At 73.9% G+C, this 13,385-nt stretch carries 13 protein-coding genes and 3 tRNA genes; 5 read left to right on the top strand and 11 right to left on the bottom strand.

Annotated features, from left to right (window positions below; genetic code table 11):
• Positions 1 to 88: 88 nt before the first annotated feature.
• Positions 89 to 676: a 3-isopropylmalate dehydratase small subunit gene (leuD, locus tag NFX44_RS00555; protein ID WP_262281467.1), complete on the bottom strand. Its 588-nt coding sequence runs from the start codon at positions 674 to 676 to the stop codon at positions 89 to 91.
• 15 nt (positions 677 to 691) lie between these two features.
• Positions 692 to 2,134 (bottom strand): 3-isopropylmalate dehydratase large subunit, encoded by a 1,443-nt coding sequence (gene leuC, locus NFX44_RS00560; protein WP_262281468.1) that lies wholly within the window; start codon positions 2,132 to 2,134, stop codon positions 692 to 694.
• 49 nt (positions 2,135 to 2,183) lie between these two features.
• Here leuC and NFX44_RS00565 point away from each other — a divergent pair, with 49 nt between their 5' ends.
• The gene (locus NFX44_RS00565; RefSeq protein WP_013284529.1) at positions 2,184 to 2,870 is read left to right on the top strand and encodes an IclR family transcriptional regulator; all 687 of its coding nucleotides are present in this window, start codon (positions 2,184 to 2,186) and stop codon (positions 2,868 to 2,870) included.
• 152 nt (positions 2,871 to 3,022) lie between these two features.
• Here the strand turns inward: NFX44_RS00565 and NFX44_RS00570 are convergent.
• From NFX44_RS00570 to NFX44_RS00585, 4 genes are all read right to left on the bottom strand, one after another.
• A tRNA-Glu gene (locus NFX44_RS00570) sits at positions 3,023 to 3,098 on the bottom strand.
• A gap of 152 nt (positions 3,099 to 3,250) precedes the next feature.
• Positions 3,251 to 3,323: transfer RNA gene (locus tag NFX44_RS00575), tRNA-Glu, on the bottom strand.
• Positions 3,324 to 3,459: 136 nt separating this feature from the next.
• Positions 3,460 to 3,531, bottom strand: a tRNA-Gln gene (locus tag NFX44_RS00580).
• A 106-nt stretch (positions 3,532 to 3,637) separates the two neighbouring features.
• A complete protein-coding gene (locus NFX44_RS00585) occupies positions 3,638 to 4,441 on the bottom strand; it encodes a fumarylacetoacetate hydrolase family protein (RefSeq protein ID WP_091268833.1) in 804 nt (267 codons plus the stop codon).
• A 169-nt stretch (positions 4,442 to 4,610) separates the two neighbouring features.
• Between NFX44_RS00585 and NFX44_RS00590 the strand changes: the two genes are divergently transcribed.
• Entirely contained in the window at positions 4,611 to 5,975 is a 1,365-nt protein-coding gene (locus NFX44_RS00590) for a hypothetical protein (RefSeq protein WP_262281469.1), read from the top strand.
• 146 nt (positions 5,976 to 6,121) lie between these two features.
• A complete protein-coding gene (locus NFX44_RS00595) occupies positions 6,122 to 7,021 on the top strand; it encodes a 3-methyladenine DNA glycosylase (RefSeq protein ID WP_262281470.1) in 900 nt (299 codons plus the stop codon).
• Here the strand turns inward: NFX44_RS00595 and sigJ are convergent.
• Positions 7,018 to 7,929 carry an RNA polymerase sigma factor SigJ gene (gene sigJ, locus NFX44_RS00600; protein ID WP_262281471.1) on the bottom strand — a complete coding sequence of 304 codons (912 nt, stop codon included), beginning with the start codon at positions 7,927 to 7,929 and terminating at the stop codon, positions 7,018 to 7,020. The two genes, NFX44_RS00595 and sigJ, sit on opposite strands and share 4 nt — an antisense overlap.
• Before the next feature lie 108 nt (positions 7,930 to 8,037).
• On the opposite strand from sigJ, the gene NFX44_RS00605 reads away from it, so the two are divergent.
• Positions 8,038 to 8,412 (top strand): hypothetical protein, encoded by a 375-nt coding sequence (locus tag NFX44_RS00605; RefSeq protein WP_262281472.1) that lies wholly within the window; start codon positions 8,038 to 8,040, stop codon positions 8,410 to 8,412.
• Positions 8,413 to 8,501: 89 nt separating this feature from the next.
• Here the strand turns inward: NFX44_RS00605 and NFX44_RS00610 are convergent, their stop codons facing one another.
• The gene (locus NFX44_RS00610; protein ID WP_262281473.1) at positions 8,502 to 9,077 is read right to left on the bottom strand and encodes a GNAT family N-acetyltransferase; all 576 of its coding nucleotides are present in this window, start codon (positions 9,075 to 9,077) and stop codon (positions 8,502 to 8,504) included.
• Between the two features lie 118 nt (positions 9,078 to 9,195).
• Between NFX44_RS00610 and NFX44_RS00615 the strand changes: the two genes are divergently transcribed.
• Positions 9,196 to 11,625: a low temperature requirement protein A gene (locus tag NFX44_RS00615; RefSeq protein WP_262281474.1), complete on the top strand. Its 2,430-nt coding sequence runs from the start codon at positions 9,196 to 9,198 to the stop codon at positions 11,623 to 11,625.
• Between the two features lie 12 nt (positions 11,626 to 11,637).
• On the opposite strand, the gene arfB is transcribed toward NFX44_RS00615, so the two are convergent.
• From arfB to NFX44_RS00630, 3 genes are all read right to left on the bottom strand, one after another.
• Positions 11,638 to 12,063: an alternative ribosome rescue aminoacyl-tRNA hydrolase ArfB gene (arfB, locus tag NFX44_RS00620; RefSeq protein WP_262281475.1), complete on the bottom strand. Its 426-nt coding sequence runs from the start codon at positions 12,061 to 12,063 to the stop codon at positions 11,638 to 11,640.
• A gap of 9 nt (positions 12,064 to 12,072) precedes the next feature.
• The gene (locus tag NFX44_RS00625; RefSeq protein WP_262281476.1) at positions 12,073 to 12,381 is read right to left on the bottom strand and encodes a hypothetical protein; all 309 of its coding nucleotides are present in this window, start codon (positions 12,379 to 12,381) and stop codon (positions 12,073 to 12,075) included.
• 113 nt (positions 12,382 to 12,494) lie between these two features.
• Positions 12,495 to 13,355, bottom strand: a complete 861-nt coding sequence (locus NFX44_RS00630) for a S1C family serine protease (RefSeq protein WP_262281477.1) — start codon at positions 13,353 to 13,355, stop codon at positions 12,495 to 12,497.
• Between the last annotated feature and the right edge of the window lie 30 nt (positions 13,356 to 13,385).

Below are 13,385 nucleotides of genomic sequence, written 5' to 3' on the forward strand. Positions count from 1 at the left end.
ACACAAACATTCGGTGGAAAAAAGCCCTTGTGTCGTAACGGATTCGCCCCCACCGGCCGCGCCGGTGGGGGCGAAAAGCTATCTGTGGTCAGGCGACCGAGGGCAGGAACGCCGGCCGGGAGGCCTCGTAGGCGCTGATCTCGGCCTCGTGCCGGAGGGTGAGTCCAATGTCGTCCAAGCCCTCCATGAGCCGCCAACGGCTGTGGTCGTCCAGCGGGAACGCCCAGGTGGCGTCGCCGGCGTGGACCTGGCGGGCGGCGAGGTCGACCGTGATCGGGGTGGTCGGCTCGGATTCCACGAGATCCCACAGTTCTTCCACGGCTTTCAATTCCAACTCGACCGGAAGGAGCCCTTCCTTGAGCGCGTTGCCGCGGAAGATGTCGCCGAAGCGAGGCGCGATCACGGCCCGGAAGCCCCAGTCCCGCAGCGCCCAGACGGCGTGCTCCCGGGAAGATCCGGTGCCGAACTCAGGGCCGGCGATCAGAATCGACGCGCCCGAATGGGCGGGATCGTTGAGGACGAATGACGGGTCCTCCCGCCACGCGTTGAACAGACCGTCCGCGAATCCGGTCCGGGTCACCCGCTTGAGGTACACGGCGGGGATGATCTGATCGGTGTCCACGTTGGACCGCCGCAGCGGCACGGCGGTGCCGGTGTGGGTGGTGAACTTGTCCATCTCTCGGCTGCCCTTCTACAGGTCGGCGGGGGCGGCGAGCCGGCCGACCACGGCGGTGGCGGCGGCGACCGGCGGGGACACCAGGTGCGTACGCCCGCCCCGGCCCTGGCGGCCCTCGAAGTTGCGGTTGGAGGTCGAGGCGGAGCGCTCGCCCGGCTTGAGCGTGTCGGGGTTCATGCCCAGACACATGGAGCAGCCGGCGAAGCGCCACTCGGCGCCGGCGTCGGCGAAGACCTTGTCCAGGCCCTCCGCCTCGGCCGCCTCGCGTACCGCGGCCGAACCGGGCACCACCAGCATGCGTACGCCGTCGGCGACCTTGTGCCCGCGCAACACGTCGGCGGCGGCGCGCAGGTCCTCCAGCCGGCCGTTGGTGCAGGAGCCGACGAAGACCACGTCCACGGCCAGGTCACGCAGCGCGGTGCCGGGCGTGAGGTCCATGTACTCCAGGGCCCGGCGGGCCGCGACCCGCTCGGCCTCGGTGACGAAGTCCTCCGGGTCCGGCACGGCCGCGCCGAGCGGCAGGCCCTGGCCGGGGTTCGTACCCCAGGTGACGAACGGCGTGATCCGGCCGGCGTCCAGGGTGACCTCGGTGTCGAAGGTCGCGCCCTCGTCGGTGGGCAGCGTCCGCCAGTGGGCCACCGCCGCGTCCCAGTCGGCCCCCTGCGGCGCGTGGGGCCGCCCCTTGAGGTACGCGAACGTCGTCTCGTCCGGCGCGATCATGCCGGCCTTGGCGCCCCACTCGATGGACATGTTGGCGATGGTCATCCGGCCCTCCATCGAGAGGTTCCGGATGGCCTCGCCCCGGTACTCCACGATGTGCCCGCGCCCGCCGCCGGTGCCCACCTGCGCGATCAGGGCGAGCACCAGGTCCTTGGCGGTGACCCCGGGGGCGAGCTGGCCGGTGACGTTCACGGCCATGGTCTTCGGGCGGGCCTGGGGCAGCGTCTGGGTGGCCAGCACGTGCTCGACCTCACTGGTGCCGATGCCGAAGGCGAGCGCGCCGAACGCGCCGTGGGTGGCGGTGTGCGAGTCGCCGCAGACGATCGTCATGCCCGGCTGCGTGAGGCCGAGCTGGGGGCCGATGACGTGCACGATGCCCTGGTTCTCGTCGCCCAGCGGGTGCAGCCGCACGCCGAACTCGGCGCAGTTGCGGCGCAGCGTCTCGATCTGGGTGCGGGAGGTGGGGTCCGCGATCGTGAGCAGGTCGCCGCGCCGGGAGCGGAACGCCGGGTCGTCGTACCCGGTCGGGGTGTTGTGGTCCTCGGTCGCGATCGTCAGGTCCGTGCGGCGGACCGGGCGGCCGGCCAGCCGCAGCCCGTCGAACGCCTGCGGGCTGGTGACCTCGTGGAGCAGGTGCAGGTCGATGAAGAGCAGGTCCGGCTCGCCGGCGGCGGAGCGGACCACGTGCGCGTCCCAGACCTTCTCGGCCAGGGTCCTCGGTTGAGTGACTCCCACCATCTGGACATCCTAAATTCTGGGAGGTAAATTTCGGCTTGTGGGACACAGTATGAGCGGTGTCGGCGTTCTCGACAAGGCGGTGGTCATCCTGGCCGCCTGCGTCGACGGCGCCAGCCTGGCCGAACTCGTTGAACGCACCAAGCTGCCCCGGGCCACCGCGCACCGGCTGGCACAGGCGCTGGAGATCCACCGGATGCTGGTCCGGGACACCCAGGGCCGCTGGCGCCCCGGGCCCCGGCTCGGCGAGCTGGCCAACGCCGCGCCGGACGTGCTGCTGACCGCGGCCGAGCCGCTGCTCGCCGCGCTGCGCGACGCCACCGGGGAGAGCGCCCAGCTCTACCTGCGCCGCGCCGACGAGCGGATCTGCGTGGCCGCGGCCGAACGGGCCAGCGGCCTCCGGGACACCGTGCCGGTCGGCTCGGTGCTGCCCATGACGGCCGGCTCGGCGGCGCAGATCCTGCTCGCCTGGGAGCCGCCCGAGGCGGTCATGCCGCTGCTGCCCCGGTCGAAGTTCACCGGCCGCACCCTCGCCGAGGTGCGCCGCCGCGGCTGGGCGCAGAGCGTCGCCGAACGGGAGGCCGGTGTGGCGAGCGTCTCGGCCCCGATCCGCGACCGCACCGGCCGGGTCATCGCCGCGATCAGCATCTCCGGGCCCATCGAGCGCCTGGGCCGCCGCCCGGGCGAACGCCACGCCATGGCCGTGGTCCGCGCCGGCCAACGCCTCTCCGGCCTCTGACCCCCGGGCCCCCGAGCCTCGTTGATCATGAGGTTGGCGGCAGTTACGGAGATCGAGAACGCCGCCAACCTCATGATCAACGGGGTCGGGGTGGGCGGCCGGGGGCGGGACGGGGAACGGCCCGTCTCGCGCAGCGAGACGGGCCGTTCCTGTGGTAGCCCCGACCGGATTCGAACCGGCGCTACCGCCTTGAGAGGGCGGCGTCCTGGGCCGCTAGACGACGGGGCCAGGCACTTTTCCTGCTTCACCGCCCTGGCGAGCGGTGCGGCAGTAGTCTAGCGGCACCACGTCCACCCCCGTCGAGGGGGTCTGGGGCCGGCCGGTGATCAGGAGACACGAAACAGCCCGCCCCACGAGGTGGGACGGGCTGTCGATGCTTGTAGCCCCGACCGGATTCGAACCGGCGCTACCGCCTTGAGAGGGCGGCGTCCTGGGCCGCTAGACGACGGGGCCAGAACTTCATGCTTCCGCGCCCTCACGGGCGGGGAAGCTGACTCTATCAGAGATCATCTGCCGCCCCTCTCGCGAGGAGCGGAGCGGAGCTCCGCCAGAATCCAGCGTCCGGGATTCTCGCGAATCCGCGGCTGCGCTGGGGTACCAGGACTCGAACCTAGACTAACTGAACCAGAATCAGTCGGGCTGCCAATTACCCCATACCCCATTGGCCCCTTGCGGCGCCGGGAATGAACTTTACCCTCCCGGTGCCGGCAGGCCAAATCCAACCCCCCGAACCGCCACTGAGCAGCGGAAACGAGGCGTCGGACGCATCAGGCGACCGGTACCACCGGGTTGGTGAGTTCGCCGATCCCCTCGATCCGCACGGTGACCGTATCCCCGTCGGTGAGCGGGCTAACCCCGGCCGGCGTGCCGGTCAGCACCACGTCACCGGGGAGCAACGTCATGACGTGGGAGATGTACGACACGAGAGCCGGCACGTCGAAGACCATGTCCTTCGTGCGGCCGAGCTGGCGTACCTCCATCTCCTCCGGGTTGCGGCCCACCTCGCAGCGGACCTCCAGGTCGGTCACGTCCAGCCCGGTGGTGATCCACGGCCCGATGGGGCAGAACGAGTCGAAGCCCTTGGCCCGGGTCCACTGCCCGTCGGAGCGCTGGAGGTCCCGCGCCGTGACGTCGTTGGCGCAGGTGTAGCCGAAGATGGCCCGCTCGGCGGCGGCCCGGTCGGCCCGGCGCGCGCCCGGGGCGCCGATCACGACGGCCAGTTCGGCCTCGTGCTCGACCTGCTTCGAGAAGATCGGCAGCCGGATGGCGTCCCGGGGGCCGATCACCGAGGTGGACGGCTTGAGGAACAGCAGCGGCTCCTTGGGCACCTCGCTGCCGTGCTCGGCGGCGTGTTCGGCGTAGTTGCGGCCGACGCAGACCACCTTGCTGGGCAGGATCGGTGAGAGCAGCCGGACGTCGGAGAGCGCCCAGCGGGCGCCGGAGAACTGGATCTGCCCGAACGGGTGGCCCTCGATCTCGGCGATGGTCAGGCCCTGCGGCCCGGCCTCCGACTCGCCCTCGACGACCCCGAACGACATTCCCTTGGCATGAGCGAAACGAGCGATACGCACCCGGCCAATCTATCCCGGCGACCGGCCCGGCCACGCCGGACGCGGCCACGGGCTCCGTCGCGGGGGCGCGCCAGGGTACGCCCGCCCGCGCCGGCCGGGGCGGGATTGCGCACTTCGTACCCGCCCGGCGGGCCCGGGCCCATAGCTTCGGGGCCGGAGGTGCGTTCGTATGCCTGCATCGAGACGACACCACAGGACCCTGGCTGTGCTCGTGAACTGCCTCGGCGTCATCGCCGCCGTGCCGGCGCTGCCCGGGGCGGCGCCCCGGGCGGAGGCCGCGCCGCCGCAACCGGCGGCCCCGCCCGCCGCGGCGGCCCGGGCCACGCCCATCCCGACCGGGATGCCGGCGGCGCCACCGGCGATGCCGACCACCAAGCCGGCGCCAATCCAGCTGAGCACGCCACCGGTCACCGTGGCGGTGGCGGCGGCCGGCACCCCGGCGCCGGGCTACCGGATCCAGGTCCGCAACGGCGGCCCCACACCGGTCGAGACGACCGTCCGGCAGGAGCTGCCGACCGGGTCCCGGGCGACCGCGGTCACCGGCGGGGGCCGGGCCAACCGCCCCGTCGGGTCGGCCGCCGCCAACGAGGTGACCTGGCGGCTGCGGCTGCCGGCGCGGAGCACCACCACGCTGAACACCGCGCTGAGCATGGCCGGTCCGGGCCGGTCGGTCACCGCGCCGACCTGCGCCTACGGCACCGACGGCACCCGGCCGTACGACTGCGCCACGGCGACCTGGACGGGCACCGCCGCGGTTCCGGCGGCGCAGGTGACCGCGGCGCCGGCCTGGCGCCGCCCGCCGGTGCTGCTGGCCGCGCTGGCTGCCCTCCTGGTCCTGACCGGGGGTGTGCTGTGGTGGGCGTTGCGGCGGCGCGGGCGGCCCGGCCCGGCCTCGGCGGCCACCGGCGCCCCGCCGGTCGCCGGTGGCGTGGGCGGCCCGGCGGACCGGGGCACGGTCTACCCGCGCCCGGCCATGCCCGCCCCCGCGGGGCGGCGCCGCCGGCCGCCGATCTGGATGGTGGTCGGGGTCGCGGCCGCGGTGCTGGCCGGTGTGGTCGGCGCGGCGGCGTGGACGGCCACCCAGCGGGTCGCCGCCATGGACACCACCAAGCAGCCGACCAGCGGCGCGTGGGTGGGCACCAGCGCCACGGGGGTGCTCGGCGTCCCGCTGCGGGAGACCGCGTTCGAGTTCACCGTCTACCGGATGACCTGCGGCGCCGGGACACTGCCGGCGGCGTCGGTGGGCGGCCGGCAGTGCCTGGCCACGGTCGGGGTGCGCAATCTCACGCCCGGCGAGCAGACCTGGCACGGGCAGTTGCAGCGGGCGTACCTGCCCGGGGGCAACTGGGTGGCCACGGACGAGAGCGCCACCCGGGTGGCGAACCTCGGTCGGGACGTCTTCGCCCAGCCGGTCGCGGCGGGCTCCCGGGTGCTGCTGCCGCTGGTGTTCACGGTGCACGGCGACGACCCGCCGAAGCAGTTGGAGTTGCGCAGCGGGGTGTTCTCCGCCGGGGTGCGGGTCGACGTGCGGTGACCGGGGGCGGGCGGCGGTCGTACCCTGGGGTCCGTGACCGCCGCCCTCGCCCCCGCCACCGCGATCCCGGCGCCGCCGCGCCGCCGGCGCCCCGGCACGCAGGGGATACGCGGGCGGCACGGTGCGGACACCAGGGGCCGGAACCGGTGACCCGCCTGGCTGGACCGGCCTGGCGCGCCCTCGCGCAGGCTCACGAGGAACGCGCCGACTCCCTCACCGCGGGCCACCGTGCCCGCAGGGCAACGAGGGAACGTCACGCGATCGACGACTTCCTCTACGACTACTACGGCACCAGGCCGTCCGTGCTGCGGCGGTGGCACCCGGGCGTCGGGACCACCCTGGAACCCGGTCCGGACGGGCCCGCCCCCCACCGGACGTGGCGTTGGTACGCCACGGACGCGGACGGGGGCGTGAGCGTCGACGTCGCGGCGTTCCTGGCTGACCGGGCGGAGTCGGTGCGCTTCATCCACCGGCTGTTGTCCTCGGTCGCGTCGCGGCCGGCCTTCACCGGCTGCTTCGGCCTGCACGAGTGGGCGATGGTGTACCGCCAACGTGAGCATCGGCACCCGCTGCCCCTGCGACTCGGCCAGGCCGGCACCGACGCGGTGGTGGAGTCGCACCAGATCCGCTGCACCCACTTCGACGCGTTCCGGTTCTTCACCCCCGAGGCGGTCAGCCTCAACCGGCTCCAACCCACGAGGGAGAGCCAGGTGGAGCTGGACCAGCCGGGCTGCCTGCACGCCTCGATGGACTGCCACAAGTGGGCCACCAAGCTGGGCCCCACGGTCCCGGGCGATCTGGCGCTCGACTGCTTCGAGCTGGCGCGGGACATCCGGCTGCTCGACATGCAGGCGTCCCCGTACGACTTCTCCTCGTACGGGGAGCCGGCCGTGGCCATCGAGACGCCGGAGGGCAAGGCGGAGTACGTCGCCCGTCAACGCGAGTTCGCCCAGCGTGCCGGCCACCTGCGGGCCCGCCTGATCGGTGTCTGCGCGACCCTGCTGGACCGGGCGGAGCCACCGGCACGGGTCGGGGCGGGAGCCTAGCCCTCCCGCGCCCACGGCCGCAGCTTCTCCGGGTTGCGGACCACCCAGATCCGGGTGACGCGCCCGTCCTCGGAGACGTCGAACGAGGCCACGGTCACGACGACGCCGGCACGCCGGGCCACCAGGCCCGGGACACCGTTGACCGACCGCTCCAGGAGTTCGAGTCCCGGCGCCAGGTCGGCGATGGCGACCATGTACCGGGCGATGTGCGCGCCGCCCTCGACCGGGTGCGGGACGGTGCCGGCCATGCCGCCACCGTCGGCGGTCATCACGGCCGCCGGGTTGAGCAGACCGACGAGGGCCGCGATGTCCTTGGCCTCCCAGGCCTTCCGGACGTGCCGCACCACGTCGGCCTGGCCACTCGCCGGCACCGGAGCGCCCGCCACGCTCACCCGCTTCCGGGCGGACGCCGCCAGCTGCTTGCAGGCCGCGGGGGTCCGGCCCAGCACGTCGGCGATCTCGGCGAACGGATACCGGAAGACGTCGTGCAGGACGAACGCCACCCGCTCGGCGGGCGTCGTCGACTCCAGGACGACGAGGAACGCCATGGCCACCGACTCGTCCTGGACGATCTGGTCGGCGGGGTCGGCAGGGGCGTCGGGGTCGGCGCCGCCCGGGTGGTTCCACTCGGCGCGGTCGGGCAGCGGCTCGGGCAGCCACGCGCCGACATAGCGTTCACGGCGGGCCCGCGCCGAGCCGAGCACGTCCAGGCAGATGCGGCTGGTCACCGTCATCAGCCAGGCGCCGGGAGACCGGATCTCCTCCTGCCGGCTCGCTGGCAGCCCGTACCAGCGCGCGTAGGCGTCCTGTACGGCGTCCTCGGCCTCGGTCACCGAACCGAGCAACCGGTAGGCGACGTTGATCAGTTGCCGTCGCTCGCCGGCTATCTCATCCCTGCGGGTCCCCACACTTCCCATGCTTCCGGCCGCCCTCGCCTTACCTTTCGCCGGCCCCCGTCGTCGGGCTGGTGAGACCTTGACGATCTACTGCCCGAGGGCGGAAAAGGGGACCGAGACATGGCCACCCAGGTGACGGCGACGGCGAACGCACGGCGCAGCTCCTCGTTCCTGCAGACCGCGATCGCCCTGCAGACCCTGACCATCTTCCTCCAGGCCGTCTCCGCCGGGCTGCTGCTCACCTCGTCCTACGGCGAGACCCTGCACAGTGTCGGAGCCCGGGTGATGTACGGGGCGTCCATGCTGTACGTGCTCGCGGCGGTGCTGGCGTGGAAGCCGGGCGGCGGCTCCCCCCGGCCGATCTGGCACGCATCGGGGTTCCTCGTCCTCGCCTCGGTGCAGGTCGTGCTCGGCATCGCCCACGTACCGTCCGTCCACCTCCCCCTGGGTGTCCTGATGTTCGGTCTGAGCGTGCTGGCGCTGGTCCGGCGCTGAGCCCGCCCCGGCCCGGCACGGACGGCCGGGCCGGGCGGGGCCCGCCGGCACCCGCCGACGGGCGCCGCAACCGGTCCCGCGTGGCGGACTCAGCCCGCCGGGTGGCCCCGGTGCGCGGCCCACTCCGGGGCGAGGATCGACATCACGGTGGCGTCCACCCAGCCGTCGCCGTCGCGGAGGACCTGCCGCAGCGTGCCCTCGGCCACGAACCCGACCTTCTCGTAGACCCGGCGCGCGCGGGGATTGAAGGCGAACACCTCCAGCCCGATCCGGTGCAGGCCGAGCTGCTCGAAGCCGTAGCCGACGATGAGCCGGACCGCCTCGGTGCCCAACCCCCGGTCCCGCCCGGCGGGGCCGATCAGGGTGCGGAAGTTGCAGCTGCGGTTGTCCCGGTCCCACTCGTTCAGGACGACCTCGCCCACGCAGGCCCCGCTCGCCCGGTCCACCACGGCCAGGTCCAGCCGGTCCGGCTGGCTGTTGCGGGTGCCGTACCAGGCCCGCAGCCGGGCCGGTTCCAACCCGTCGGCGGGCGGACTGCCGGTGAGCCGGGCCACCTCGGGGTCGGCCAGGATCGCCTCGAAGGCCGCGAGGTCGTCGTCGACGAACGGGCGCAGCAGGGCGCGTTCGCCGGTGAGGGTGGGCTTGACGGAGAAATCGCTCGACACCCGGCGGATTCTGGGTGACGGCGCGGCGGATCCTCAAACCGTTTTCGGGTCGCGGCCAGGCGGTGGGTGATTGGACGGATCCCCCGTCCGGCCCTGGCCCGGTTGGCACAGTGAGGTGGTGGGCGGCGTCGGTCGGATGCAGCTGGCCGGCGACGCGGGCGGCGTCAGCCGGCTGGAGCTCTTCCTCGACCTGATCTTCGTCTTCGCGTTCCTCAACGTCACCGGGGTGACCGCCGAGCAGCTCAACCCGGCCGGGCTGCCGCGCGGCCTGCTGCTGCTCGTGCTGCTGTGGTGGTGCTGGGCGCCGTTCGCCTGGCTGGGCAGCACCGTCCGGCTGGACCGCGGGGTCATGCCGGTGCTGGTGTTCGGGCTCAGCGCCACCTTGTTCGTGATGGGCCTGACGGTGCGGGAGGCGTTCCACGACCGGCCCGGCGGGCTCTCCGGTCCGGTGGTCTTCGCCGTCGGCTACCTGGTCGTGCGCGGCACCACGCTGGCCGCCGCCGCAGTGGCCGCCGCCGGGGAGGCGGCACCCCGCCGGCTCGCGCTGCGGGCGTGGCCGCCGCCGCTGGCCGGCGGGCTGTTCCTGCTCGCCGCCGCGCTGGTCCCGGGACACGTGCCGGGCGAGGTGGGCCGGGAGTGGGTCCGCTTCGGGCTGGTGGGCTGCGCGATCGCCGCGGAGTACGGCGGGGCGATGCTGCTCGGGGCGGACCGGTGGCGGATCGGCTCGATTCCGTACTGGGCGGAGCGGCACGCGCTGATCATCCTGATCGGGTTCGGGGAGACGATCATCTCGGTGGGGCTGAGCCAGGGGGTGGCGGCGACCCAACCGCTGACCCTGGAGGTGCTGGTCGGGACGCTGCTCGGGGTGGCGCTGGCCGGCGCGCTGTGGTGGACGTACTTCGACGTGGCCCGGTTCGCGGCCGAGCAGGCGCTGGAGCGGGCCACCGGCGCGCGGCGCGCGCTGCTCGGCCGGGACGCGTACAGCTTCCTGCACCTGCCGATGATGACCGGGCTGATCCTGGTGGCGCTCGGCCTGAAGAAGGTGCTCGGTGAGCTCCAGGTGGACAGCCACGAGGCGACCCCGCTGATCACGCTGCTGGTGCTCCACGGCGGGGTGGTGCTCTACCTGCTGGGGCTGGTGCTGTTCGAGGTACGGACGCTGCGCATCCTGGGCCGGTCCCCGGTGCTCGGCATCCTGCTGGTGGCCGGGCTGGCGCCGGTCGCGCCGCACCTGCCGGCGCTGGCCGAGCTGGCCCTGCTGGCCGCGGCGGTGGGCGCGACCGCGCTGGCCGACGTGACCGTGTTCCGGCGCCGGCACCGCCGGCTGCACGCGATGATCGGCCCGATCCAGGAGCACGCCGGCGTCACCCCGAAGGAACTCTTCTTCGACCTGGTCTTCGTCTACGCCTTCCTCCAGCTGGCCGCGCTGATGGCCGACGACCCGACCTGGTCCGGCCTGGCGCGCGGGCTGCTGGTGCTCGCCGTGCTCTGGCAGGCCTGGTGCGCGTACGCCTGGCTGTCGGCCGAGGTCCGCGCGGAGAGCCCGGTGGTCCGCCTCGTCATGGTGCTCGTGGTCGCGCTCACCGCGCTGATCACGCTGGCCAGCCCCCAGGCGATCGACGACTCCCGCGGTGGCCTGCCCGGGCCGCTGGTCTTCGTCGCCTGCTATGGGGCCATCCGGCTGCTGCACCTGGCCTCGTTCGGGCTGGTGGCGCGGCAGGACCCGGCCTGGCGGACGCCGCCGCTGCGGGCCGCCGCGCCGACCCTGGTCTCGCTCGGCCTCATGCTGGTCGCCGCGCTGCTGCCGCTGCCGGTCGGCGACGTCCGCCAGTTCTCCCCGCCGCGGGTCGGGCTGTGGCTGCTCGCCATCGCGGTCGACCTGGCCGGGAACGCCCGGGTGGGCCTGCGCCACCTCACCGTGCGCTCGGCGGAGCACTGGGCCGACCGGCACGGCCTGATCATCATCATCGGGCTCGGGGAGGCGGTGATCTCGATGGGCAGCGCCGTGGTGTACACGCCGGTCTCGGCCCGGATCGTGGTGGCGGCGTTCCTCGGCACCGCCCTGCTGGCCGCCCTGTGGTGGACCTACTTCGGCTGGGACAGCACCGAGGGCGAACACGCGCTCGCCGTCGCCGACCTGCCCACCCGGACCCGGCTGGCCCGCGACGCGTACACGTGGCTGCACCTGCCGATGGTGGCGGGGATCGTGCTGGTCTCGCTGGGCCTGCGCAAGACCATGTCGGTGCTGGGCAGCGAGGGCTTCTTCGAGCTCGGGCCGCCGCCGTACCCACTGGCGCACGCCGCGCTCTTCGGCGGGGTGCTGCTCTACCTGTCGGGCGTCCAGGCGTTCCGGTGGCGGACGACCGGGCGCTGGCGTCCGGCCCGGGTGGCGCAGGCCGTCGTGGTGGCCGCGCTGCTGCCGCTGACGGCCGGGTTGTCGGCGCTGCTCGCGCTGGGCCTGCTGGCCGCGGTCTGCCTGGCCCTCACCGCGTTCGAGGTGCTCCGCGACCACGAGCGGGCCGCCACCGCCCCGGTAGGGTCGCGCTGACCCGCCGGTCCGTCAGTCGCCGTCCACCCGGCGGTCGCGCTTGCGCTGGGACTGCCGCTTCTTGTCGGCGAGCCGGCGCTCCTTGGCCCCCCGGGAGGGGCGGGTGGGGCGGCGCGGTTTCGGCGGCGGCGCCACCGCCTCGCGCAGCAGGGCGGCCATCCGTTCCCGGGCCGCCTCCCGGTTGGCCAGCTGCGCCCGATGCTCGCTGGCCGCCACGGTGAGCACCCCGTCGACCAGCCGACCGGCGAGCCGGTCGAGGGCGCGGGCACGCAGCGACTCGGGCACGCTCGGCGAGCCGGCCAGGTCGAAGCTCAGCTCGACCCGCGAGTCGGTCGTGTTGACGCCCTGACCACCCGGGCCGGACGAGCGGGAGAAGCGTTCCCGCAGCTCGGCGTCGGGCACCACGAGCCGGTCGGTCACCCGCAGTCCGTCGTCCACGCCCCGAGGCTAGCGCCCGGCGCGGTGGCCCGGGGTGGCGGTCACGGTCGGGGTCGGGGTGGGCGCCGGGCCGGCCCGTTCGTCGTCCGAACCGGCCGCCGCGTACGCCGCCGCCCCGACCAGCAGCAGAGCGATCACCCCGACCTTGGTGACCACCCCCCGGATCGCCGTCCAGGCGGTGCGCCGGGCGCCCGGGACGCTGGTCCGGATCGTCTGATAGTCCTTCCAACCCCGCTGCGCGCGGGCGTACGACGCGCCGACACCGGCGCCGATGACCAGACCCACCAGGAGGAGGGCCGCGATGACAGCTTGCTCCACCCACGCCAGTATCCATACTCAGCGTAATATTTCCATGGCCCGATGGTCCCACGCCGGATATCCGACAGTTCCCGGTCCGGCACGACGGCGCAGGTCACGGGCCGCCGGGCCGGTCAGCCGCCGCGGCCGATGATGGTGTCGGCGGTCTGCTGGACCTGGTCGATCGGGATGGCGAACCCGATGCCGATCGAGCCGTTGCCGTCGATGGTGGCGATCGCCGTGTTCACCCCGACCACCTCGCCGCGCGCGTTGACCAGCGGCCCACCGGAGTTGCCCGGGTTGATGGAGGCGTCGGTCTGCACGGCGGTGTGCCGGCCGTTGCCGATGCGGACCTGCCGGTTGAGCGCGCTGACGATACCGGCGGTGACGGTGCCGGCCAGGCCCAGCGGGGAGCCCACGGCGAGCACCGGCTCCCCCACCCGCGTCGAGTTCGGCTTGGCCAGCGGCAGCGCTGCCAGCCGGGCCGACGCCGGTACCTTCAGCACCGCCAGGTCGCTGCCCGGCTCCCGTCCCACCACCTCCGCGGTGAACCGGCGTCCGTCGGAGGTCTCCACCGTCACCGGCCCGGACCCGCCCCGGGACAGGATGTGGTCGTTGGTCACGATGTGCTGCTCGTTGTCGATGGCGAAGCCGGAACCGCTGGCCGACGCGCCGGACGACCCGCCGACCATCACCGAGACCACCCCGGGGACCGTCTTCTCGGCGGCGGTGACCAGCTCCGCCGGCACCGGCGCGGCCGAGGCCGCCGACGGGCCGGGTGCGTCCCGGTCGGCGGCCCAGGTGCCGGCCGCCGCCCCGGAGACGGTGGAGAGGGCCACCACCGCCGCCGCGCTCAGCAACCGCCGACGCCACCCCTGCCGCGCGGCCTCCCGCTCGGAACCGGCCACGTCCCAGCGCCCGCGGCCGTCCGGGTCCAGCTCCGGCGAGACGAACCACGGGCCCCGCGGTTCGCCGAGTCCGGTCTGCACTGCCATACCTGGGCTCCTCACGTGTCGTGCGTCGTC

Origin of the sequence: Micromonospora sp. MA102, from assembly GCF_025460765.1 — a bacterium.
GTDB lineage: Bacteria > Actinomycetota > Actinomycetes > Mycobacteriales > Micromonosporaceae > Micromonospora > Micromonospora halotolerans.